The organism is Streptococcus sp. HMSC066E07 (genome assembly GCF_001814695.1).
Taxonomy (GTDB): domain Bacteria; phylum Bacillota; class Bacilli; order Lactobacillales; family Streptococcaceae; genus Streptococcus; species Streptococcus hominis.
Genome location: NZ_KV817430.1, coordinates 189,620 through 212,356 on the forward strand (window position 1 = coordinate 189,620; position 22,737 = coordinate 212,356).

A 22,737-nucleotide genomic window follows, 5' to 3' on the forward strand; every position below is an offset into this window, starting at 1 on the left:
TTATTTAATTTTTATTACTATATCACACTTTTTGAAAATTTTCAAGAGAAAACCGTAAAGTTTTAATGGAAATTTTCAAATTGATTCCGCCTATAATATATAATCCCCATTTCTTTGCATTTTCTACAACTCATTTGCGATTTTATTGATTTTCCTCAAGCGATGATTGACACCACTTTTCGTCAAAGGCTTACTAAGACTTTCTGCCAACTGCTGGATAGAATAATCCGGATGATTGACACGCAGATAAGCTACCTCTTGCAAATCAACCGGCAAGCTCTCTAAACCAACTGTGCCAATGATTTTGCTAATGTTATGAATGGTTTTCATGCTAGCTGTCACCGTTCGAGCAATATTCGCCGTTTCCGCATTATTCGTTCGATTCAGATCATTTCTAGCCTCTCGCAAGAGCTTGACCGACTCAAACTCAGTCATTGCTTTCATAGCCCCAATCACAATCAAAAAGTCCATAATGTCCTCAGCTCGCTGCAGATAGGTTACTGAGCCTTTTTTGCGCTCAATTGTCTTGGCATCCAATAAAAACTTTCGCATCAAAGCGGCTAAATCTTCCGCATGGTCAGAATAGACCGACAAGATTTCCAGTTGATATTTCCCAGAATCTGGATCACGCATACTGCCCGTGGATAAAAAGGCTCCTCGTAAATACGATCGGCTCGCTTCATCATCTGATAAAATAGCTTGGTCAATGCCTGCTTCAATCCCAAAAAAGGAGTCTGCCAAGTGTAAATCAGCTAAAATTTGTTCCACACCTTCGTCTAAAAAAACAGTATAAACACGATTTTTCCGAAGATTCGCTTTTTGATGATGACGAATATCCGATTTGACTTGATAAAAAGCTGCCAACAATTCATAAATGTGACGAGCGATTTTTGCATTTTCTGTCGTAACAGATAATGTTAAGCCTTGACTAGAAATTCCTAAACTGCCTGACATCTTAATGATAGCCGATAATTCCGTTTTATCTTTTTTGCCTAGGCCAAGCAGTTCTTCTTTCACTTTAATGGTAAAACTCATTTGCGCACCTGTATAATCTGCATAAGTTCATCGACGACTGATTCACCATCATGAAAAGCTCCGCCATTTTCCAAGCGAAGAAAATTAGACGAAATGACACGAGGTACTTGCTCTTTCAAACCTTTAAAATCATGCTCAACCTGCACCAAATACTCATCAAATTTATTAGAATTCATATACTCTTGAGGAACTTCCTCAATATTCACCAAAACAGTATCAATAAATCGTTTTCCTAAATGTCGATGCAAAACAGCCACGTGGTCACTATCTGTGAAATGCTCGGTTTCACCACGCTGGGTCATAATATTGCAGACATAAGCGATTTCCGCCTTTGTTTCTAAAAGAGCTTGTCCAATTTCTTCAATCATCATATTGGGTAAGATAGAGGTAAACAATGACCCTGGTCCCAAAACAACCATATCACTTTCTAAAATCGTCTCTACCACTTTGCGACTAGCCACCGGCTTCTGGTCATTATAGGTATTGGTGACATAAACTCGTTCAATCATACCTTGGTGTTCTGCGAGATGACTTTCTCCAGCGACTTCGCTTCCATCAGTAAATACAGCATGAAGCGTTAAAGGTATATCACAAGACGGATAAATTTTGCCAGTTGTGTGGAAAAACTTAGTCAATAGCTGCATAGCGTTGTAAGTCGACCCTTGCATTTCTGAAATACCTGCAATAATCAAGTTCCCCAGTGGATGTCCAGCTAAAGCACCGTCTTCATCTGCAAAGCGATATTGAAAAACTTTTTCATAAAAGCGCGGCATGTCCGATAAAGCCACCAAAACATTTCGCAAATCACCGGGCGGTGTCAATTGTTGAATGTTTTTTCGCAATTCCCCCGAACTTCCACCGTCATCAGCGACCGTCACAATAGCAGCAATGTCTACATCTTTCTTACGCAAACTGTTCAAAATGACTGAAATCCCTGTACCACCACCGATAACGGCTATCTTTGGTCTCCTCATGAACGATTCACCGTTTCCTTTCTGCGGTCTTTGTCTCGATGTGATGAGTGAACGGTCCATTCGCTTGCCAAATCATCTGCTAGACGTTGTGCAAAAGCTACGCTTCTGTGTTGACCGCCTGTACAACCAACCGCAATTGTTAAAACAGATTTCCCCTCTTTTTTATAGCCGGGTAAAATCGGTTTGATAAGAGCCACTAAGTGCTGATAAAATTCTTCTGACTCCGTATGATTCATCACATAATCATAAACTGGTTTATCAAGCCCTGTTTGATTGCGAAGTTCTGGTTGGTAATATGGGTTTGGCAAAAAACGTACATCAAAAACAAGGTCGGCATCTAGCGGAATACCATATTTAAAGCCAAAACTCACCACTTCAATGCGAAACGATTGGAGTTTCGTTGGATCTGAAAAATGTTCAGAAATGGTTTTACGCAACCCGCGCGGTGTTAATTCGGTCGTATCTACCACGTTTTGACTCATGTTTTTCAACGGTGCTAGTAACTCACGTTCTAGCTTGATACCGTCTAAAATACGACCGTCTGCTGCTAAGGGGTGGCTACGCCGCGTTTCCTTGTAACGTGCAACTAATTCTGTATCTGCCGCATCTAAAAACAAAATCTTAAAATCAAGTCCAGCGTTACTTTCAATCTCATCTAGAACTTTCTGAATCTCAGAAAAGAATGAACGACTACGCATATCTACAACCATAGCAATCTTGTCGTTGTCTTGTGTCGTTTCGATTAACTGCAAAAATTTAGGAACCAGCGTGGGGGGCATATTATCAATCGTAAAATAGCCCAAATCTTCAAAAGACTGGATGGCCACGGTCTTTCCCGCTCCACTCATTCCCGTCACGATAACCAAATGAATTTGTTTGTCTGACATATCTCCTCCTTGATAAAACAATTAATTTTCAGTATATTAAAACATTTCCAATTCCTTTTTATTATAACACACCCAGTACAATTCGGATAGTAAAAAAGAGAGAACAAAAGCAATGGCTATCTGTACTCTCTCGAATTTATACTACTATGTTTTAATGATTACCAAACCAAAGCGCAATTTCCCGTTTGGCAGACTCTTCAGAATCTGAACCATGAACAACATTTCGAATCGTTTCACCAGCTTCAGCTGCTTGTGCAAAATCTCCGCGAATAGTTCCTGGTAGAGCTTCTTCCGGACGAGTAGCGCCCATCATGTGACGCCAACCTGAAATCACTTGGCTTCCCGATAAAACACCGATAATCACAGGCCCGCTTGTCATATAATCACGGATTGAAGGATAAAAATCTTTCGTTAATAGGGCTTCATAATGCTGATCAATTAACTCATTTGAAACATTGGTTCTCATTTCCAAACGTTCGATTTTGTAACCACGTTGTTCTACGCGCTTCAGTACTTCTCCAACCAAGCCACGTTTTACGCCGTCTGGTTTTATAATAAAAAATGTTTGTTCCATGATTGATACGCTCCTCTTTTGTTACCTTTATTTTATCATAAATGAAAGAAAGTTGAAAGTCCTTTCAAAAATCTTCTTTCACAAATGACTTATTAAGGTCAAAGATGTTAAAAACATGAAGATTGCAAAAATCCAGAACCAAACAGAACGAAAAGCTTGCCTATAGGTTCCTGAAAATGAACGATTTTCTTGTACATACATTTTTATGTCTATTTTGTTTTTTAGCAGGAAAATTACTGCGATACTTGCACCAATTAGCAGGATAAATAAGTGTAAAAGACCACCTATATCGTCCGGCAAAAACGAATACAAATAAGTTAAACCATCTCCGATGACCAAGTTATTAAAAACGTGAAAAACCATTGCCCAGAGAATTGAATACTCCAAGGTCACATAAGAGAAGACAATTCCAACAAAAGCTGCAAAAAAGAACTGCGGGATATTCCCATGAAATAAACCAAATATGAGGGAAGACATCAGAATCGCAAAGACTTTTCCATATTTTTCAAATGTTCGTAAGCCCGCCCCGCGAAAAATCAACTCTTCTGAAACAGGACCGAAAAAACCTGCATACAAAAACATAGAAACACTATCTGAACCTGCCGAAGCTGATTCGACAGCTTTAAGCATAGTAAAACCAAATAAATTAAAGATTGTTTCAAAAATCTGATTAAATAAGACGAACCCTAATTGACCCAGAAGTAAAAAAAATAAAACTAGTCCAAACGTTTTTGGAGTCATGACTCTTTTCTGCGTTCGTAAATCAGACTTAAATAATTTACCATCCCGATACAACCAAAAGATAAAAACTCCTGCACAGACAGCAATTAGATAATAACTACCATCGCGTGACATAAAACTTTCCGTTGCTTTTTGGATTCTCTCAAGATTTCCGGAATAACGAATCGCTTGAAACAAGGTTACAATCGTTTGATAAATCAGACCAATCATTGCCATTACGACCACATACAGTAGACATAAAGCAGAGAACAAACCAATATCTTTTCGTACTTGCTGATTGACTAGCATCAGTTTCCCTCCTTCTTCAAATAGCTTTTTCGACTCCACAGGTATAGCCCCACAGCAAAACCTTCATAAAGAACAAAAAACAAAAGAAAGGCGTGGAGGAAAAATTCTTCTGGCAATATCCAAATAACAGGATCTTTAGCAGGGTCAAATAACCAAGTATTATCCCCAGCAAATAAAATCTGATGAAAGAGAGTGAAAAACGCATCAAAGCCAATCCCCAGCGCCACACCAGCAATTACAATAGGCAACCAAATAATAGCTAAAATCGCCTTTGAAAAGACAGATAGATAGCTTTTTTTTATAATGTTTTTTACAAACAAATAAACCGCTGGTAAGGTTGCTAGAAAAACAACTTGCGCCAAATGAAAAAGATATTTCACGACTTGAAAATGGTGCAGGCCTGCTGCTGATGAGCGAAAATCAGGCATGGAGAGCTTTTGCTGAAATGGATTGGTTAGGTAATTCATCAAAATATTGAAATTGTGCTGAATGGTTGCAGATTTGAGGTAAACTTGATTTTCTAAATGCAACCAAGAAATTTCCAAAGGATAAAACAGCCAAGTCAGATAAATGGTCAACAAAATGGCTGTTGCTAAAAAGCAGAGCATACTCAGCCAAAAGGTCAGTTTAGTGCGCATCAAAATCCCACTCCGCTAGGCTAGAAAGTACATAATCTGGTTGGATTGGCAAGCCTGGCACTTCTTCTGGTTTCGTAAAGCCAGTTGTCACCAGAAGCGTAGGGATACCATTGTCAATCCCAGCCCGAATGTCCGTCAGGTAATTATCCCCAACCATTATCACTTCCTCGCGTGGTAGTCCTAGATGCTCAACCGCCTTTTCCATGATAATTGCATTTGGCTTCCCGATATAAACAGGTTTCACACGAGTTGCTACTTCAATGAGAGTAATAATCGATCCTGCTCCAGGCATGAGACCGCGCTCTGTCGGAATATTAAGATCTGGATTGGTTCCTACGAAATGAGCTCCCTTTTGAATAGCTAAAGTAGCAATTGACAATTTTTCATAGTCCACTTCCCAGTCCAATCCAACAACTACATAATCTGGGTTATCAGTATCTTCGACATAGCCAGCTTCTGCAATGGCTTGCTTAAGTCCGACATCACCGATAACATAGACTTTCTTGCCTAGATTTTTATCATTTAAGTAGTCAACCGTTGCTAAAGTCGCTGTATAAATCGTTTCAATCGGCGTTTCAACATTGAATTGTTCCGCTAGCATTGTTTGAACAGTCTCAGGAGTACGTGTTGTATTGTTCGTCACAAATAAATATGGAATGTTGCGTCGTTGTAATTCATGGACAAAAGCTTCACCCGTAGGAATACGGTCTTTTCCTTTATAAATCGTTCCGTCTAAATCAATTAAATATCCTTTGTAGGTCATACTTCTCTTTCTATTGTTTCTCTTATGAAATTTCTTGCCAAGTTACCATAGCTTGTGCATTGGTATCACCATCGCTGGAAATCTGATGATTGCTCTCTAATCCATTCAAATCATAGCTAGAGGTAATCTGCCCACCAGGTCGTACTTCCTTGACATACTTGAGGTGAACTTTTTTGGGAACGTATTTCATGAGAAAATCAGCTCCCATAACTTCAAAAATCCAGTCCAAATACTTGCTGTTGTTGACATGACCATTCATGTCTAAATCATAAAACCGAACATGATAATCTTTACTGGTCGAATCTTTCAGTTCTGGATATTTTGGACCACGAATCAACTTTTTAGAAAATTCTGCTTCATAAGGTGCGACAATCTTTGGCTCTACAGCATGCACTTTTCGACTGTCTCTGTCCATAAGAACAAAGGTAGCCATCATTTCAATCACGGCAACATCATTTTCATCAAAAACGGTAAAACGACGATAACAAAAGAGACGATTATAGGAAAGCGCTTCTGTTTCAATCGTCATTTCTTCACCAAATTTAGGCAGCCGTACCACATCGATATCATAGTCAGTAATAATCCAGACCAGATTGTATTTCTCCAGCATATACTGGTCGCTAATCCCCAAGTCAATAGACTGCAAACCTGATACCTGTAAGGACAGCAAAATGACAGCAGGCAACTTGATATGACCATTCATATCCGCCATGTCAAACGGAATTTTCATTTTCGTTTGATAAGTTAAACCCATAATTTACTCCAATATAAATTTCTCTGCGACCGTATCACCCAAAAATAGACCCTTTTTAGTCATACGAACGATTTCTTTGTCAGGTACTAAGAGTCCTTGCTCAATAAGTTCAGTTACTACATGACCGTACTGCTGCTCAAAAGAAATGCCAAATTTTTCTTCAAAACGCTTTTTAGAAACACCTGACTTTTTGCGCAAGCCCAGAAACATTTCTTCTTCCATCATCTCTTGCTTACTCAGATGTTCTTCATTCACACGCGCATTGCCTTTTTCAACCGCCTCTAAATAATGACGAATCGGACCATGATTCTTGTAGCGAACCCCATTGACATAACCAGAAGCCCCTGCCCCAATACCAAAATATTCCGCATTATCCCAGTACATGAGATTGTGTTGACTCTCAAAACCTGGTTTAGAAAAGTTAGAAATCTCATAGTGTTCAAACCCAGCTTTTTCCAACTCCTCAATGATATACTCAAACATCTCTGCTTCCAAGTCCTCCTTCGGTAAAGGCAGCTTTCCACGCCGCATCCGGTTCATAAAAACCGTGTGATTTTCTAGAATTAAGCTATAAAGACTCATGTGAGGGATATCTAGTGCAATGGCCTTGGCCACATTTTCCCGCACGTTGTCCATGGTCTGCTTGGGCAGTGCATAGATCAAATCAATAGAGATATTATCAAAACCAGCGAACTTCAGATTAGTGATATTTTCATAAATATCTTTCTCTAAATGGCTACGCCCAATTTGCTTGAGCATGCGATTGTCAAAAGTCTGAACACCCAAAGACACTCGGTTAACAGCCGAATCTTTTAAAACAGCAATCTTATCCGGATCCAAATCTCCTGGATTAGCTTCAATAGTCAGTTCTTCTAACAATGACAAATCCAGCTTTTTCGTCAGCTCTGCCAATAAAAACTCCAGCTGCTTCGCTGAAAGAGCTGTCGGTGTCCCACCACCGATATAAAGCGTCTGTAAATGCTTTATATCATAAGAAGTATATTCTTGAAGCAAGTGCTCTAAGTAGGCGTCAACTGGCTGATTTTTGATAAAGACCTTAGAGAAATCACAATAATAACAAATTTGAGTACAAAACGGAATGTGTACATAGGCAGAAGTTGGTTTGGTATACATAGCATTTATTATAGCATAAATTTAGTATATAGATGTTTCAAAGCACACACTAAAATACATAGATCTCTTATCAATATATTCTTGCTAAGCAATAAAAACATAGTAAATATTCAAAAATTTTCAGCTTAATTTTCTACTTCAGTTTGAACTTTTTTCAAATAATAATTGATCAGTAAAAATGCCATCATTGCAAGAGCAATCAGAAAAGTACCTGCTAACAAATAGCCCACTAAATCTGGTGATACAAGAATGAAATAAGCGCTTATTGCAATAATGATTATGTAAATAATCATAGCAACAATTCCTAAAATCATCTTTAGTGAATTATTTTCACGATTAAATAATTCCGTCACATTTGACCAATTGGTCACTTGTAGGCGTTTATCACGATGATATCCCCATGCACTCCATGCTAAACAGGTCAATGTCCAAGCTACAATCATCAAGACAATAGCAACTGGTTGCACGCCGACAACAAAGGAAAAAATTGTCAATAAAATGAATGGTAAAATGGATTGAATGACAAATAAATTCCAAAACTTAAGTTTAAGATAACGTGCCATATCAAAAGGTAATACTTTCAAATAATCATAATTTTCACGTTCAAGTGAAATGCCAATTCCTGTTAAATTTGCTCCACCTGTATTTAAACTTGCTACAAATGTTGCTATCAACATCAGTGGAAAAGCAAATCTGGTTGTCAAATAAGGAGAAATCATTTCACGATACTGCATAAAACTAGCCATTAACGGAATTAGAATAAAATAAGGTAACACACTAGGCATCAAAAGAGTTTGTAATAAGACGGAGCCATCACTGATTAGGTTTAATTGATAGCGCAACACAAACTGCGGAAAGTTCCTAAGTCCATTCATCTTGAAAATTTTCGTTCGTTTTTGTCTATTGACCGTTGCTGTTGTGGTCATTGCAGCTTCATAAAATTCTGGTAAAACCTTTCGCTTAACAATTATAAATAATATAGCAGCTACGACTACCCAAGCTCCCATTCCCAGCAAGGAATTCAAAGCAAAAGGTTGCATACTGAAAGCATGAAAAATCGTCATTGGCGGAAAATAAGCAGGTTGATCCTGCAATATTGCGTTTTTAACGTTAGAGTTATTTTGCAAATTCACCAATAAAATCGCACCAAAAGCCATTATTGTAGCAAGAGCCAATAAAATATTAGAGGCAAGTTTTTTGTATTTCCTAAAAATAGTTGTTTTTGTAATAAAATGAACACCAACCAAAAGAAGGAAAATAAGTGTCGAAAACAGTACTCCTAACGAAATAAGCAGAATAGGGATTGCAAGCCAGATTGGTTGACCTGATTGCATTTGCAAACCAATAAAGTAAATAACAATGGGAAACACTCCCATTAAAGTAGTTAAAAGAACAGAAAATCCTTTCCCAACCATAATTTCGCTCTCACTAAAGGCATAAGGTCGGTAAGCTTGCAAGTCTTTACTTTCATAAAAAACATTGTAAAAGGAAAGAAATCCCTGTGCAAAGATGAAAAGATAAAAGATGCTGACAAAATTCGAAAACAGCCCTGGATTTTGAGCAAGCGGTAAAAAAGCACCCTGTACACCAAATATACAAGCATACAAAATTCCAACGTAGAGATAGTTCATCACTAGATTTCTAGCAACATTTCCTTTTTTCTTTGGATTTTTTTGCTGTTTTTTACGATAACTAGAAAGCCTAGTTGATTGCGTCGTATAAATGATATTTGCATGAATGAGGGATCGAATCGCTTTAAGACGCATCAGGACTCACCTCTTCTCTACGACCAGCCAAACTGAGGTAAATACTTTCTAATGATTTTTCAGGATGTTGACCTTTCAATTCCTCAATCGTACCGTAAAACAACAATTCTCCCTTTTTGAGAATGGCAATACGGTCACACAATTGCTCTGCCACTTCTAAAACATGGGTTGAGAACAAAACAGTATTCCCTTTATCTGCATGCTCTCGCATCATTTGCTTAAGGTCAAAAGCCGCCTGCGGATCCAAACCAGTTAAAGGCTCATCCAACACCCAGATATCTGGATCAGACAAAAGAGCACCAATGACAAATACTTTTTGTCGCATTCCATGTGAAAACGATTCAATAACTTCATAGCGATGAGCTGTAAAATCAAATAATTCCAGTAGATCCGTTAAACGTTTCTCATAATCTGAAGGACTCATATCATAAGAAGTTCCAACCAATTCCCAGAATTCATTTGCTGTCAGACGTAAAAACAAATCTGGCGAATCAGCTACATAACCAATTTTCTTCTTGATTTCCAACCGATTAGCTGCTAATTCCTTGCCATCCACAAAAATCTGACCATGCGTTGGATTAATCACACTAACCAATGATTTAATCGTTGTTGATTTTCCAGCACCATTGTGTCCAATTAATCCTACAATTTCTCCACTCTGAAGCGTTAAATTCAGATGATTCAACGCTATCTTGTCATCGTACACTTTTGTAACATTCTTAAATTCAATCATAAATTCTCCTATCTATTGAATGTTTTCAGCATGATGAAAATAAAAGTAAAAACTCTTTTTCTTTATTCAAACATATATATTCATTAACAATTTGTCATTAGTTTTCCAAAAAAACAAAATAATGCCTCTTTAACTAGTATCTGCCAACTCCAAAATTTTCTGAAAGGTTTTCCCATTGCGAATAGTCAAAGACTTGTAAAAGCTAGATTTGAGTAGCTTCTTGTGGTAGTTGGACTTGAGATAGTCAGCCTGATCGCTATTTCTGTAAAAGAAGGCTATCTGACCGAAATGCAGCAGCTCCCCGCCCCTCTATCTGCTCGCGACTGGCTTCCAGCAGGTAAAAGAGGACATCGCGCCGATAGGCTGCCTCATCCTGCCACCAAGCAGACAGTTTTGCCACTTCTTCTTAGAGAATAGCAGAGCCGAGCAGGACAAAAGGGATTGGAAAGTCATAGGATTAACTGAAATAAGCCGTCAAAATCGTCCTAATCTTTTCCTCGTGCTCCTGACTGTCAAAAAAGAGATTGCCACTGTTGATGTAGGAGATAGGGTTCTCAAAGCCCAGCTCCGCCAAATCGGCCTTCAAATCAGACATGATAACCTTGTTTTTTTTCCCACCGACATTGATGCCGCGAAGTAAGAGAATATAACGCATTCTTCTTCCCTTCTTGCTTTGTTTGTCTTTCTAATCCACTGCCTTTATATCTAAAATCATATCGCGAATCTGTGCAGCCAGTTCGAAGTCGAGAAGTCCTGCAGCTTCTTGCATCTGACCTTCTAGTTTCTTGATCATATCCTTGCGCTCTTGCTTGTTGAGGCTTTCGATTTCGACAATTTCTTCTTTGTCTGGCAGGACAGATTTGGTTACACTGATTAGGTCACGAATTTCTTTCTGGATTGTTTGCGGTACAATACCATGTTCTTCATTATAAGCCATCTGAATTTGACGACGGCGAGCGGTCTCGTCCATAGCCTTCTGCATGGAGTCAGTCACCGTGTCCGCATACATGATGACATGACCCTCACTGTTGCGGGCAGCCCGACCAATAGTTTGGATCAAACCACGCTCATTACGTAAGAAACCTTCCTTGTCTGCATCAAGAATGGCAACCAGACTAACCTCTGGCACATCAATTCCCTCACGCAACAGGTTAATTCCGACTAAAACATCAAAGACACCTAACCGCAGGTCGCGGATAATTTCTGTCCGCTCTAAGGTCTTGATATCTGAGTGCATGTATTTGACCTTAACACCCATTTCTTTAAAGTAATCCGTCAGATCTTCTGCAATCTTTTTAGTCAACGTCGTGATAAAGGTCCGCTCATTCTTCTCTGCACGCGCATTGATTTCGCCTAAAAGATCATCTATTTGTCCCATAGTCGGACGCACTTCTACTTCTGGATCCAGCAGACCAGTTGGTCGAATAATCTGCTCAATCACTGTATCCGTCTGCTCCCGCTCATAGTCGCCCGGTGTCGCAGATACATAGACAATCTGATGAACATGACTTTCAAACTCCTCCCGACGCAGCGGGCGGTTATCCAAGGCAGAAGGCAAGCGAAATCCATAATTAACCAACATCTCCTTCCGTGAGCGGTCACCATTATACATACCCTTGATTTGCCCCATCGTCATATGACTTTCGTCCACCATGATTAAAAAATCATCAGGGAAGAAATCTAGTAAAGTGTAAGGTGGCTCACCTTCGCTCCGTCCGTCCATATGGCGAGAATAATTCTCTACGCCATTCGTGTAGCCCATTTCGCGCAGCATTTCAATATCATAGTCAGTTCTTTGTTTCAGCCGCTGAGCTTCTAAAAGTTTCCCTTCCTTTTCAAAAAAGGCTAGTTGTTCTTCTAATTCCGCTTGAATCTTGGCAATGGCAATCTCCATATTTTCGTCATTTGTCATAAAGTGAGTAGCAGGAAAAATGGCTAAATGATCCACTTCACCCAAAACTTGTCCCGTCAACGCTTCTACTTCTCGAATACGGTCAATTTCATCTCCGAAAAATTCCACCCGAAAGGCATGTTCATCGCGAGAAGCCGGAAAAATTTCTACTACATCACCACGCACACGGAATTTTCCCCGCTGAAAATCAATATCATTACGCTCAAACTGGATATCCACCAAATCATTGAGAAGTTTATCCCGTGAAATCTCCAAACCAGGTCGCAGACTGACCACGCTATCGGAGTATTCCTTAGGTGAACCCAGACCATAAATGCAGCTGACTGACGCCACTACAATCACATCGTTGCGTTCCAAGAGAGCCGAGGTTGCTGAGTGACGAAGCTTGTCAATCTCATCATTGACAGAGCTGTCCTTCTCAATATAGGTATCACTGGAAGGCACATAGGCTTCCGGTTGATAGTAATCATAGTAAGACACAAAGTATTCGACCGCATTGTCAGGGAAAAATTCCTTAAATTCCCCATAAAGCTGACCTGCCAGAGTTTTATTATGAGCGATGACTAAGGTCGGTTTATTAACCTTTTGAATAACCTGACTCATAGTATAGGTCTTCCCAGTTCCTGTCGCTCCCATGAGAATCTGAGCTTTCTCACCACCCTCTATATTATCCACTAATTGCTCAATCGCCTGTGGTTGATCTCCTGAGGGCTCATACTTAGAAACCAGTTTAAATTTATTGTCCGTAATTCTATTTATCATTATTCTTTTCCTCTATACAATCTTCTCTTATTTTATCATATTTCTAAAAATATCACTGACTTAGGATAATAAGAAGCCCACCTAGTAAAACTAAGTGAGATTTGATTTTCTAAATTGTAATGCTGCTGGTAATTTATCTTCTTTTTTAAGAGACCAATACAGATAGAAAATGCTGAGAATTAACACCAGACTGGTGAAAATAGATCCTTCTGCTCCAAAAGCCCCACCCGAAAGCCAATCTACGTTGGATTTCGTATTGTAAGCAAAGACGGAAGTTTCTGCTCCCTGACCACTGACCTGAATACCATAAATGTTACCTTGAACAAAATTCCAAGCACCGTGAATACCAGCCAGCCCCCACATATTGTCAGTTTTTAGCATGTAAAAACAAGCAAAAGCACCATCGAGAATAATATTGACAATCGAAAGAAGCGTCACACCAGGATTTAGTAAATGGAGAGCACCAAATAGGTTAGCAGAGATTAAAATACCGACCAAAATATTTGACTTGGCAGTAACTGTCGAAAATAGCCAACCACGCGTCACCAGTTCTTCTGTTCCTCCTTGTAACATCCAAAACGGAATCAGGGCGATGATAAAGAGAAATGGCTCCAAACTAAGATGGTTGAGTTCTAACCTACCTACACCTGTCATCAAAAGTAAGACAACTATGAGAGAAAACTGTGCCGCTCCAATCAAAAAACCTTTTCCTAATTCTTTAAACCAATTTTCCTTAAAAAAACCAAGACTTGAAAAAGGTCTTTTTTCAACGCATTTCACCCAAAGAAAGAGAGCCAAAGAAATAAAGAAAAAGAGGAAGAGTTGAATGAAAATCATATAATGCGATATCAGTTCTTGTATCATTACAAAGCCTGCCCCAGAATGAACAAGGCCAAACACAAGACCCAGCAGTATCGAAATTGGGACCAATGCAAGCCCGCCGACAATTTCACCTCCATAAACAAAAACAATCGAGAGAATAACTGCCAACCAAATAGGTGGAATGTAACGGGACTGTTTCACATTATCAAGCATACGAAATTTAAACATAAAATTCCCTTTCTATTTTTTATTATTATATCATATTTATTTTACGCAAATCAAAAAAGAAATTTTCGTATATGTTATAAAATCTAACATTAAAATACAAAATATTTGTATTTTAAAGATATTTTTGGTATAATTTAAAAATATTCTTTAAAGGAGAGACTCATGAAGAAAAAAATCATAACTTTTTTGTTAGCTTTACTACCACTCTTTGCAGCAACAAGCATTCATGCTGATACAATCAAAGTAGTATCTGATACAGCTTACGCACCTTTTGAATTTAAAGATTCCGATCAAACTTATAAAGGTATTGATGTAGATATCATCAATAAAGTTGCTGAACTAAAAGGTTGGGACATCAATATGACTTTCCCTGGCTTTGACGCAGCCGTTAACGCTGTTCAGTCTGGTCAAGCAGATGCTATCATGGCTGGCATGACAAAGACCAAAGATCGCGAAAAAGTCTTCACTATGTCTGATACTTATTATGATACAAAAGTTGTCATTGCAACAACTAAAGCCAATACAATCAGAAGTTATTCCCAATTAAAAGGGAAAACTGTTGGGGTTAAAAACGGAACTGCCTCTCAACGCTTTCTAGAAAAAATCAAAAACAAATACAAATTTACTATCAAAACATTTGACACAACTGATTTGACTTACAACAGCTTGAATTCTGGTTCGATTGATGCCATGATGGACGACCAACCAGTCATTGAGTATGCTATTAAACAAGGTCAAAATTTAAAAATCTCTATAAAAGGAGAGGCTGTTGGTAGTTTTGCTTTTGGTGTCAAAAAGGGAAGCAAGTATGAATATCTGATAACAGAATTTAACGAAGCACTTGCTCAAATGAAAAAAGATGGTTCTCTTGACAAAATCATCACAAAATGGACAAGTTCTACAACTACGAAAACAACTAGTTCTACTCCTGAAACCACTACTCCTGCTGGTCAAAAAGCTACTCCTGTAAAATCAACATATACCATTGCGAGTGACTCTTCCTTTGCACCATTCGTCTTCCAAGACAGCAACAATAAATATACTGGGATTGACATGGATTTGATAAAAGCCATTGCCAAAGACCAAGGTTTCACAATTGAAATCACAAATCCCGGATTTGATGCCGCTTTAAATGCTGTACAATCTGGACAAGCTGATGGAATGATTGCAGGAATGTCTGTGACAGATGCTCGTAAAGAGACCTTTGATTTCTCAGAACCATATTATACTGCAAATGCAATCCTTGCTGTTAAAGAATCTAGCACAATTGCTTCATATAAAGACTTGAAAGGCAAAACAGTCGGCGTTAAAAATGGTACTGCTTCGCAAACCTTCTTAACAGAAAATCAAAACAAGTATGGCTATAAAATCAAGACATTCGCTGACGCTTCTTCTATGTATGACAGTTTAAACTCTGGCTCTGTGGACGCCGTTATGGACGATGAACCTGTTGTCAAATATTCCATTAGTCAAGGTCAAAAACTAAAAACTCCAATCAAGGGAACCCCTATCGGAGATACTGCTTTTGCAGTGAAAAAAGGTAGTAATCCTGAATTGATCCAAATGTTTAACAATGGTTTGGCAAATATTAAAAAGAACGGTCAATATCAAAAAATTCTTGATAAATATTTGAAAAAGACTAGCTCTGCTTCTAGCTCTTCAGACAGTACAGTTGATGAAACAACCATTTGGGGGCTTCTCCAAAACAACTATAAACAATTGTTAAGCGGACTTGGTATCACCATTGCTCTTGCGCTTCTGTCATTTGCTATTGCTATGGTCATCGGCATCATCTTTGGAATGTTTAGCGTGAGTCCCGTCAAAGCCCTCCGCGTCATCTCAGAAATCTTCGTGGATGTCATCCGTGGAATCCCACTTATGATTCTCGCAGCCTTTATCTTCTGGGGCATTCCAAATCTCATTGAATCAATGACAGGGCATCAAAGTCCGATTAACGATTTTGTAGCTGGTACAATTGCTCTTTCTCTCAATGCAGGTGCTTATATTGCAGAAATTGTCCGTGGTGGGATTCAAGCTGTTCCAGCTGGACAAATGGAAGCCAGTCGCAGTCTTGGTATTTCTTATTCCAAGACAATGAGAAAGATTATTCTGCCACAAGCAACAAAAATCATGTTACCAAACTTCGTCAATCAGTTTGTTATCGCTTTGAAAGATACTACAATCGTCTCTGCTATCGGTCTTGTTGAACTTTTCCAAACAGGTAAAATCATCATTGCTCGTAACTATCAAAGCTTCAAAATGTATGCCATCCTAGCAGTCTTTTACTTGATTATCATCACTCTTTTAACGAGACTTGCAAAACGCTTAGAAAAGAGGATTAAATAATGGCTAAATTAAAAATTGATGTCAATGATTTGCATAAATACTATGGGGAAAATGAAGTCCTAAAAGGAATCACAACGAAATTCTACGAAGGAGATGTGGTCTGCATCATCGGCCCCTCTGGCTCTGGAAAATCAACTTTTCTACGTAGCCTAAACCTGCTTGAAGAAGTTACAAGCGGCTCTATTACCGTGGACGGTTTCGACCTAACTGACAAAAAAACAGATGTCGACTTGGTTCGTGAAAATATCGGCATGGTTTTCCAACACTTCAATCTCTTCCCTCACATGACAGTTTTGGAAAATATCACCTTTGCTCCTGTCGAGCATAAACGGATGACACAAGCTGAAGCAGATAAACTTGGTATGGAATTATTAGAAAAAGTCGGTCTCTCTGATAAAGCTGATGCCATGCCAGACAGTCTCTCAGGTGGACAAAAACAACGTGTGGCGATTGCACGTGGACTTGCTATGAATCCTGATATTATGCTCTTTGACGAACCTACTTCTGCTCTTGATCCCGAAATGGTTGGAGATGTTCTCAATGTTATGAAAGAATTGGCCAAGCAAGGCATGACCATGATTATCGTGACTCATGAAATGGGATTTGCTCGTCAAGTAGCCAACCGTGTCATCTTCACAGCTGACGGAGAATTCTTAGAAGACGGCAAACCCGACCAAATCTTTGACAATCCACAACACCCACGCCTCAAAGACTTCTTGGACAAAGTCTTGAATGTGTAATACTACTTTAGAGGCTGGGACAAAAGTCCGACCTCAAATATAAAAAGCGAACAAAACTAGTTTTCTGGTAATCAGAATTCTGCTTTGTTCGCTTTTCGCATTTAATTATAGATTTGAAGGGCTTAATAATTGAGATTTTTAAAAATTAAAATCTTTTTGTCCCAAACTCTTTTTTGCATTTATATTCAATTTATTGTTGGTGACAAACTTTTTTCTCGGTACTCTTTTGACATTTAACGCCTTTTTTGCTACACTAAAATCAGTAAAATTCGGAGGTAAGGAGTTTATGTACAAGAAATCTATTGCTTAAAGGAAACTTTATCTAGTAGATTTTTTGTTATGCTCTTGCCTATTTTTCATAAAAGAAAATTTTTTCAAACTTCTCAATGATAAATATATTCGTTGCAAACTACTCCGTTTTGTAATGTTTGTTGGCAATCCAAAAACAAGAACAGCTCTACTAGATAAATAGGGCTGTTTTTCTTAGCTCTAAAATGACAATGAACATCAAAAGGAGACTTGTATGCTACAAATTCGACATTTAACTATTACCCATTTAAAAGATTTGAAAGACTTAGTTAGCGATTTATCACTTACTGTCAATGCAGGCGATAAAGCCGGCATTATCGGAGAAGAAGGAAATGGAAAATCGACCCTTCTAAAACTACTTATGGATGAAAGATTTGTTTCAGATTATATTAGCTATACCGGAGAGATTCAGAAAAGCTATAGTCATTATGCTTATTTGCCGCAAACTTTGCCTGAAAATGAAAGAAGGCTCTCCCTCAACGATTACTTCTTTGGCGATTTGAACGTAGACTTAGATTACAGCAAACTTTACCGCTTTGCTCAAGAATTACATTTTGATAGCGAACGTTTTACTAGTCAGCAAACAATAGCCACTTTATCCGGTGGTGAAACATTAAAAGTGCAGCTTTTAAAAATCCTCTCTACAAATTGGGACATTCTCTTTTTAGATGAACCTTCTAATGATTTAGACATCGATACTATGATTTGGCTGGAGAATTTTTTGCAAAATACACCTCAAACAGTCATGTTTGTTTCACATGATGAAAGTCTTTTAAGTCATGCAGCAACAAAAATCGTGCATTTGGAATTGGTTAAGAAAAAGCAAAAAGCTCGGACGACCGTACAGAATCTTGATTATGAAAATTACAGCCAGCAAAGACAGACCGCATTTGAAAAGCAAACTAAAGATGCAAAAAAAGAACGAGAAGAATATCAAAAAACAATGGAAAAACATCGCCGCGTCAAACAAAGTGTGGAGCACGTGCTGCGCAACACTCATGATAGCACGGCTGGGAGATTAGTGGCTAAAAAAATGAAAAACGTCCTCTCACAGGGCAAACGATTTGAGAGAGAAGCGTCTGAACTGACAGAATTGCCAATACAGGCAGATGCTATCAATCTGAAATTTCCTGCTATCACTCCTCTGCCATCTACAAAAAGAGTAGTCACTCTCGAGCAAATGTGTTTGAAGGTAGGAGAGCGCACTTTAGCCCAAAATATAAATTTTGAACTCTTAGGGCAGGAAAAGATTGGGATTATTGGTAAAAATGGTGTCGGTAAATCTACTTTTCTCAAAGAACTGCGACATCTACTGAAAGAAAAGAGAGGCATTACACTAGGATATATGCCTCAAAACTATCCTGATAGTTTAAACGAAGTCGATTCTCCAATAGATTTTCTAACATCCACAAGAGAGGGTATTGAGCGAGAAAAAATCCTCACCCACCTAGCCAGTCTGCAATTCACGCGCAATGAAGTGCAACATTCTATTTCCCAGCTATCTGGTGGACAAAAAGCTAAATTACTGCTTCTAAAAATGGTATTAGATCAAGCAAATGTCTTGTTGCTAGATGAGCCGACACGCAACTTTTCTCCCACTTCTCAGCCACAAGTACGAAAACTTTTTACAGATTATAACGGCGCTATCATTACCGTTTCACATGACCGCACCTTTCTCAAAGAAGTTTGTCAGAAAATCTATCGCTTGACTGAGACAGGAATAGAGCCAGTCCGCAAAGAACAGCTATAAGTTTGTTCTCCTAGTCGATCTTAAACAGCCAAGTTCCCTTGAGCTGTCTGCATTTGGTAATAAACGCCTTGTGCTCGCATCAGCTCTTGATGACTGCCATGTTCCACAATATCTCCGTCAACCAACACTAAAATGATATCTGCATTCTGAATGGTAGACAAGCGATGAGCAATGATAAAACTGGTTCTTCCCACCATCAGCTTATTAAAAGCCTCTTGAATGAGTACTTCAGTCCGCGTATCAATAGAGGATGTTGCCTCATCCAAAATCAGGATTTTAGGAACCGCTAGAAAAACACGCGCAATGGTCAACAACTGCCGTTGTCCTTGTGACAAAGAATCTCCCGCATCTGCTAGATAAGTATCGTAGCCATGTGGCAATTGCTGAATAAAGAAATGAGCATTAGCAGCTTTAGCTGCTGCAATTACTTCTTCTCGGCTAGCCTCTGGTCGCCCAAAAGCAATATTTTCATGAATTGTCCCCGTCTTCAGCCATGTTTCTTGTAAAACCATACCAAACTGCTGGCGAAATGAGACTCTGGTATAATCTGAAATATCTCTGTCGTCTAACTTAATCTTACCCGCATCTACATTATAAAAACGCATGAGGAGATTGATTAAAGTCGATTTTCCAGCACCAGTTGGCCCGACAATAGCAACTTTGCTTCCTGCTGGAACGGTCATGTTTAAATCGTGAATCAAAGGTTTATCTTTTTCATAACCAAAACGGACGTGCTCAAAATGAATCGCACCCCGTACTGCTTCACTCGTGAGTTCTTCTTTTCCAGTTTCCACAACTTCTTTTTCATCTAAAATCATGTACAAACGCTCTGCACAAGCAAGGGCACTTTGTAATTCAGCCATAACAGACGAAATATCGTTGAATGGTTTGGTGTATTGGTTGACATAATTTAAGAATGTCACTAATTGTCCAACTGTGAAACCAGAGCCATTAATGATACGAACCGCACCAAATCCAACAACAATGGCATAAATAAGAGCATTCACGAAGCGCGTCGCTGGATTGACAGTAGAGGAATAAAAGATAGCATCCTGAGAATAGTCCGCATAGCTCTCATTGCCCTTTGTAAAATCCGTAATGAATTGCTCTTGGGCATTGAAACTGTGAATCAAACTTTCTTGAGAGAAACTTTCTTCAATGAGCTGCGTCTGCAGCCCTCGAGCTGTTGTTTGTTTTTGAAACAGCTTGTAACTTTTACGGGCAATAAAACGCGCAATCAGCATAGATAAGGGAGTTAAAAGCAAGACTAATATCATCATGAAAAAGTCAATCCTTGCCATTGTTACAATCGTTACAAGAATAGTCAACACGCCTACAAAAAACTGATTGAAGACCATGAGCAGACCATTATTTAACTGCTCCACGTCCGTCGTCAAGCGACTCACTAAATCACCACTCCCTTGATGATCAAGATAAGCCAAGGGAAGTCGATGAATTTTTTGAATAACTGCGTCCCGAAGTTTCTGACTATAACTATAAATCAACTGATTATAGATTAAAGGATTGAGCCATTGAATCGCTGTATTGGCAACAATCACCATACCCATTTTCGAGAGAATTGGAAGCAAATGCTGACTTGCATCAGGAAGTAGAACACTATCAACTGCATTCCCAATCAAAATTGGCAAATAAATGGTCAAAGCAACCTGAACAATTGTTCCAATTGTAGCTAGTAGGAAAAGCCAGCGCTGTTGCAACAAATCACTTGCAAGGCGTTTCAGACCACTTTTAGAATACCTCGTTTTCATGCTTTTCCTCCTTACTATGTTGTGAGAGATGAATTTCTCGATAAATAGCGCTCGTTTGAAGCAAATCTTCATGTTTGCCAAGAGCGACCTGCCGACCCTTGTCCAAGACAAGTATCTGATCAGCTGCACGCAAGCTATTGGTTCGCTGTGAAATTAAAATCAAACTTGTGTTCTTTAACTGCTCTTTAATCGCTTGCAATAGTTTAGCTTCTGTTAAATAATCAAGTGCCGAAGTGGAATCATCCAGCACCAGAAAAGGTGCTTTTTGTAAAATAGCGCGCGCAATCGTCAACCGTTGGCGTTGACCACCGGAAAAATTCCGACCAAAAGCTTCTACTACTGCATCTAGCTGACCTTCTTTTTCCTGTACAAAGTCACTAGCCTGCGCAATATCAAGAGCCCACCAAAGTTGTTCATCCGTCACCTTGTCTTCCAAACCCAGCAATAAATTTGAGCGAATCGTTCCGCGGAACAATTCTGCTTTTTGTGGCACCAAACTCATCCAAGTGCGCCATTCTTTAAGATTTCGAGGGCTTCGACCATTTTTGAAAATAGCCAACTGACCAGTATCAATCGTATACAAATGCGCTAAGAGCTGCACCAAGGTTGATTTTCCTGAGCCTGTTCCACCAATCACTCCCAAAGTCTGACCAGATAGTACGTCAAACGAAATATTTTCCAAAGCTGGACTAGCAGCTTGTGGATAGGTAAAGGTAACATTTTCGGCAGAAATAGATTGAGCACCAACAGAATGCCGTATTGACAGTTCTGCTAGTACATCTTCCTCTTCCTGTTCAAAAACCTCTTGGATTCGTCCAGCGCTGATGTAACTTTGGTTCAAAGAAGTGACGAGCATAGCTAGTTTCAACAGTTCTATCAAAATTTGCAAAAGGTAATTGACTAAAGCGACTAATTTCCCTTGCGTCAGCAAATCCTGTCCAATAACTAGATTCCCATGCCAAATAACCATGACTAACGTGCTATTTACCACTAAAAAAGTCAACGGGCTCATCAAGCTAGACCAAACTCCTGTTTTTATCTGCCAGGTCTTATAAATTTCATTGGTATCTCTAAACTCATGAATTTCTTTATTTGTTTGCCCAAAGGCACAGATAACACGCATACCTTGCAGTTGCTGGCGTGTCATATTGACAATTTTATCTGTAATCTGGCGAATTTTAGCGTAAAGCGGATTCACCAAGCGTGACATGATATAGATAATGCCCGTTAGGATGACAACCATGAGTAAAAACCAGACTGTAATACTTGGACTAATCAAAAATGCCATGATTATTGAGCCAAAAACAATAATCGGCGCGCGCAAAAAAAGACGAAGAAATTGATTGATACCAGTCTGAATTTGATAAGTATCACTTGTTAAACGAGTGACCAGACTAGATGTCGTCAAGCTATCTCGACTAGCTTTTGGCAAACGCATGATTTTTTGATATAAATCTTTAGTTAATTGACGTGTAAATCCTACCGCTGCTTTTGAAGAATAATATTGAGCAATAACCGCCACAACAACACCAAATGATGCTAGGACAACCAACAAAAAGACCATGGTATAAAGATGCACACTATCTTTTTTAGGGATTGTTTGGTCCACAATTGTTGCAATCAAAATTGGCACCAATAGTTCAAAACTAGCTTCTAATAATTTAAAAAGTGGCCCCAACAAGGATTCCTTGATATAACCTTTAAAATATTTAAATAAATCTTTCATGAAATCTCTTTTCCTACACAAAACTAGTTCTATTTTATCATAATCTAGCCTTCTCTGTGATTTGTTAGCGGATACAATTATTTTTA

The 22,737-nt window shown here is 38.8% G+C and carries 18 protein-coding genes and 1 pseudogene; 3 read left to right on the plus strand and 16 right to left on the minus strand.

The annotated features are described in order from the left end of the window. Positions 1-123: 123 nt before the first annotated feature. The 14 genes and pseudogenes from whiA to HMPREF2984_RS03990 form a co-directional block, all read right to left on the minus strand. Positions 124-1,035, minus strand: coding sequence for a DNA-binding protein WhiA (whiA, locus tag HMPREF2984_RS03925; protein WP_049533888.1), 912 nt, complete (start codon positions 1,033-1,035; stop codon positions 124-126). Continuing rightward, complete coding sequence (locus HMPREF2984_RS03930; RefSeq protein WP_049533887.1) at positions 1,032-2,009, minus strand: YvcK family protein; 978 nt, start codon at positions 2,007-2,009, stop codon at positions 1,032-1,034. Before HMPREF2984_RS03930 ends, whiA begins: the two co-directional genes overlap by 4 nt. Then, on the minus strand, positions 2,006-2,896 hold the full coding sequence (gene rapZ, locus HMPREF2984_RS03935) for an RNase adapter RapZ (RefSeq protein WP_003024854.1): 891 nt from the start codon (positions 2,894-2,896) through the stop codon (positions 2,006-2,008). The genes HMPREF2984_RS03930 and rapZ overlap by 4 nt, the downstream gene beginning before the upstream one ends. Positions 2,897-3,047: 151 nt before the next feature. Further along, the gene (ndk, locus tag HMPREF2984_RS03940) at positions 3,048-3,470 is read right to left on the minus strand and encodes a nucleoside-diphosphate kinase (protein WP_003024857.1); all 423 of its coding nucleotides are present in this window, start codon (positions 3,468-3,470) and stop codon (positions 3,048-3,050) included. 78 nt (positions 3,471-3,548) lie between these two features. After that, positions 3,549-4,499: a CPBP family intramembrane glutamic endopeptidase gene (locus HMPREF2984_RS03945; RefSeq protein ID WP_070670560.1), complete on the minus strand. Its 951-nt coding sequence runs from the start codon at positions 4,497-4,499 to the stop codon at positions 3,549-3,551. Continuing rightward, positions 4,499-5,137, minus strand: a complete 639-nt coding sequence (locus HMPREF2984_RS03950) for a TIGR01906 family membrane protein (protein ID WP_049533885.1) — start codon at positions 5,135-5,137, stop codon at positions 4,499-4,501. Before HMPREF2984_RS03950 ends, HMPREF2984_RS03945 begins: the two co-directional genes overlap by 1 nt. After that, entirely contained in the window at positions 5,127-5,900 is a 774-nt protein-coding gene (locus tag HMPREF2984_RS03955) for a TIGR01457 family HAD-type hydrolase (protein WP_003042013.1), read from the minus strand. The genes HMPREF2984_RS03950 and HMPREF2984_RS03955 overlap by 11 nt, the downstream gene beginning before the upstream one ends. A 22-nt stretch (positions 5,901-5,922) precedes the next feature. After that, positions 5,923-6,654, minus strand: coding sequence for an acyl-[acyl-carrier-protein] thioesterase (locus HMPREF2984_RS03960; RefSeq protein WP_049533884.1), 732 nt, complete (start codon positions 6,652-6,654; stop codon positions 5,923-5,925). A 3-nt stretch (positions 6,655-6,657) separates the two neighbouring features. Next, complete coding sequence (hemW, locus tag HMPREF2984_RS03965; protein WP_049533881.1) at positions 6,658-7,788, minus strand: radical SAM family heme chaperone HemW; 1,131 nt, start codon at positions 7,786-7,788, stop codon at positions 6,658-6,660. 125 nt (positions 7,789-7,913) lie between these two features. Next, on the minus strand, positions 7,914-9,554 hold the full coding sequence (locus tag HMPREF2984_RS03970) for a hypothetical protein (protein ID WP_070670563.1): 1,641 nt from the start codon (positions 9,552-9,554) through the stop codon (positions 7,914-7,916). Beyond that, entirely contained in the window at positions 9,544-10,287 is a 744-nt protein-coding gene (locus tag HMPREF2984_RS03975) for an ABC transporter ATP-binding protein (protein WP_070670566.1), read from the minus strand. The genes HMPREF2984_RS03970 and HMPREF2984_RS03975 overlap by 11 nt, the downstream gene beginning before the upstream one ends. A gap of 129 nt (positions 10,288-10,416) precedes the next feature. Further along, positions 10,417-10,942, minus strand: a pseudogene (locus HMPREF2984_RS03980) (DUF1697 domain-containing protein). Positions 10,943-10,972: 30 nt separating this feature from the next. Continuing rightward, the gene (uvrB, locus tag HMPREF2984_RS03985) at positions 10,973-12,961 is read right to left on the minus strand and encodes an excinuclease ABC subunit UvrB (protein ID WP_070670569.1); all 1,989 of its coding nucleotides are present in this window, start codon (positions 12,959-12,961) and stop codon (positions 10,973-10,975) included. Between the two features lie 90 nt (positions 12,962-13,051). Then, positions 13,052-14,011 (minus strand): CPBP family intramembrane glutamic endopeptidase, encoded by a 960-nt coding sequence (locus HMPREF2984_RS03990; protein ID WP_070670571.1) that lies wholly within the window; start codon positions 14,009-14,011, stop codon positions 13,052-13,054. 162 nt (positions 14,012-14,173) lie between these two features. Here HMPREF2984_RS03990 and HMPREF2984_RS03995 point away from each other — a divergent pair, with 162 nt between their 5' ends. The 3 genes from HMPREF2984_RS03995 (at position 14,174) to HMPREF2984_RS04005 (ending at position 19,156) form a co-directional block, all read left to right on the plus strand. Continuing rightward, positions 14,174-16,357, plus strand: coding sequence for an ABC transporter substrate-binding protein/permease (locus HMPREF2984_RS03995; RefSeq protein ID WP_070670574.1), 2,184 nt, complete (start codon positions 14,174-14,176; stop codon positions 16,355-16,357). Beyond that, positions 16,357-17,097, plus strand: a complete 741-nt coding sequence (locus HMPREF2984_RS04000) for an amino acid ABC transporter ATP-binding protein (protein ID WP_003024883.1) — start codon at positions 16,357-16,359, stop codon at positions 17,095-17,097. Before HMPREF2984_RS03995 ends, HMPREF2984_RS04000 begins: the two co-directional genes overlap by 1 nt. Positions 17,098-17,620: 523 nt before the next feature. Further along, complete coding sequence (locus HMPREF2984_RS04005; RefSeq protein ID WP_003042799.1) at positions 17,621-19,156, plus strand: ATP-binding cassette domain-containing protein; 1,536 nt, start codon at positions 17,621-17,623, stop codon at positions 19,154-19,156. 20 nt (positions 19,157-19,176) lie between these two features. Here the strand turns inward: HMPREF2984_RS04005 and HMPREF2984_RS04010 are convergent, their stop codons facing one another. Then, positions 19,177-20,925: an ABC transporter ATP-binding protein gene (locus HMPREF2984_RS04010; RefSeq protein WP_070670576.1), complete on the minus strand. Its 1,749-nt coding sequence runs from the start codon at positions 20,923-20,925 to the stop codon at positions 19,177-19,179. After that, the gene (locus tag HMPREF2984_RS04015; protein ID WP_049533337.1) at positions 20,906-22,651 is read right to left on the minus strand and encodes an ABC transporter ATP-binding protein; all 1,746 of its coding nucleotides are present in this window, start codon (positions 22,649-22,651) and stop codon (positions 20,906-20,908) included. The genes HMPREF2984_RS04010 and HMPREF2984_RS04015 overlap by 20 nt, the downstream gene beginning before the upstream one ends. Positions 22,652-22,737: the final 86 nt, after the last annotated feature.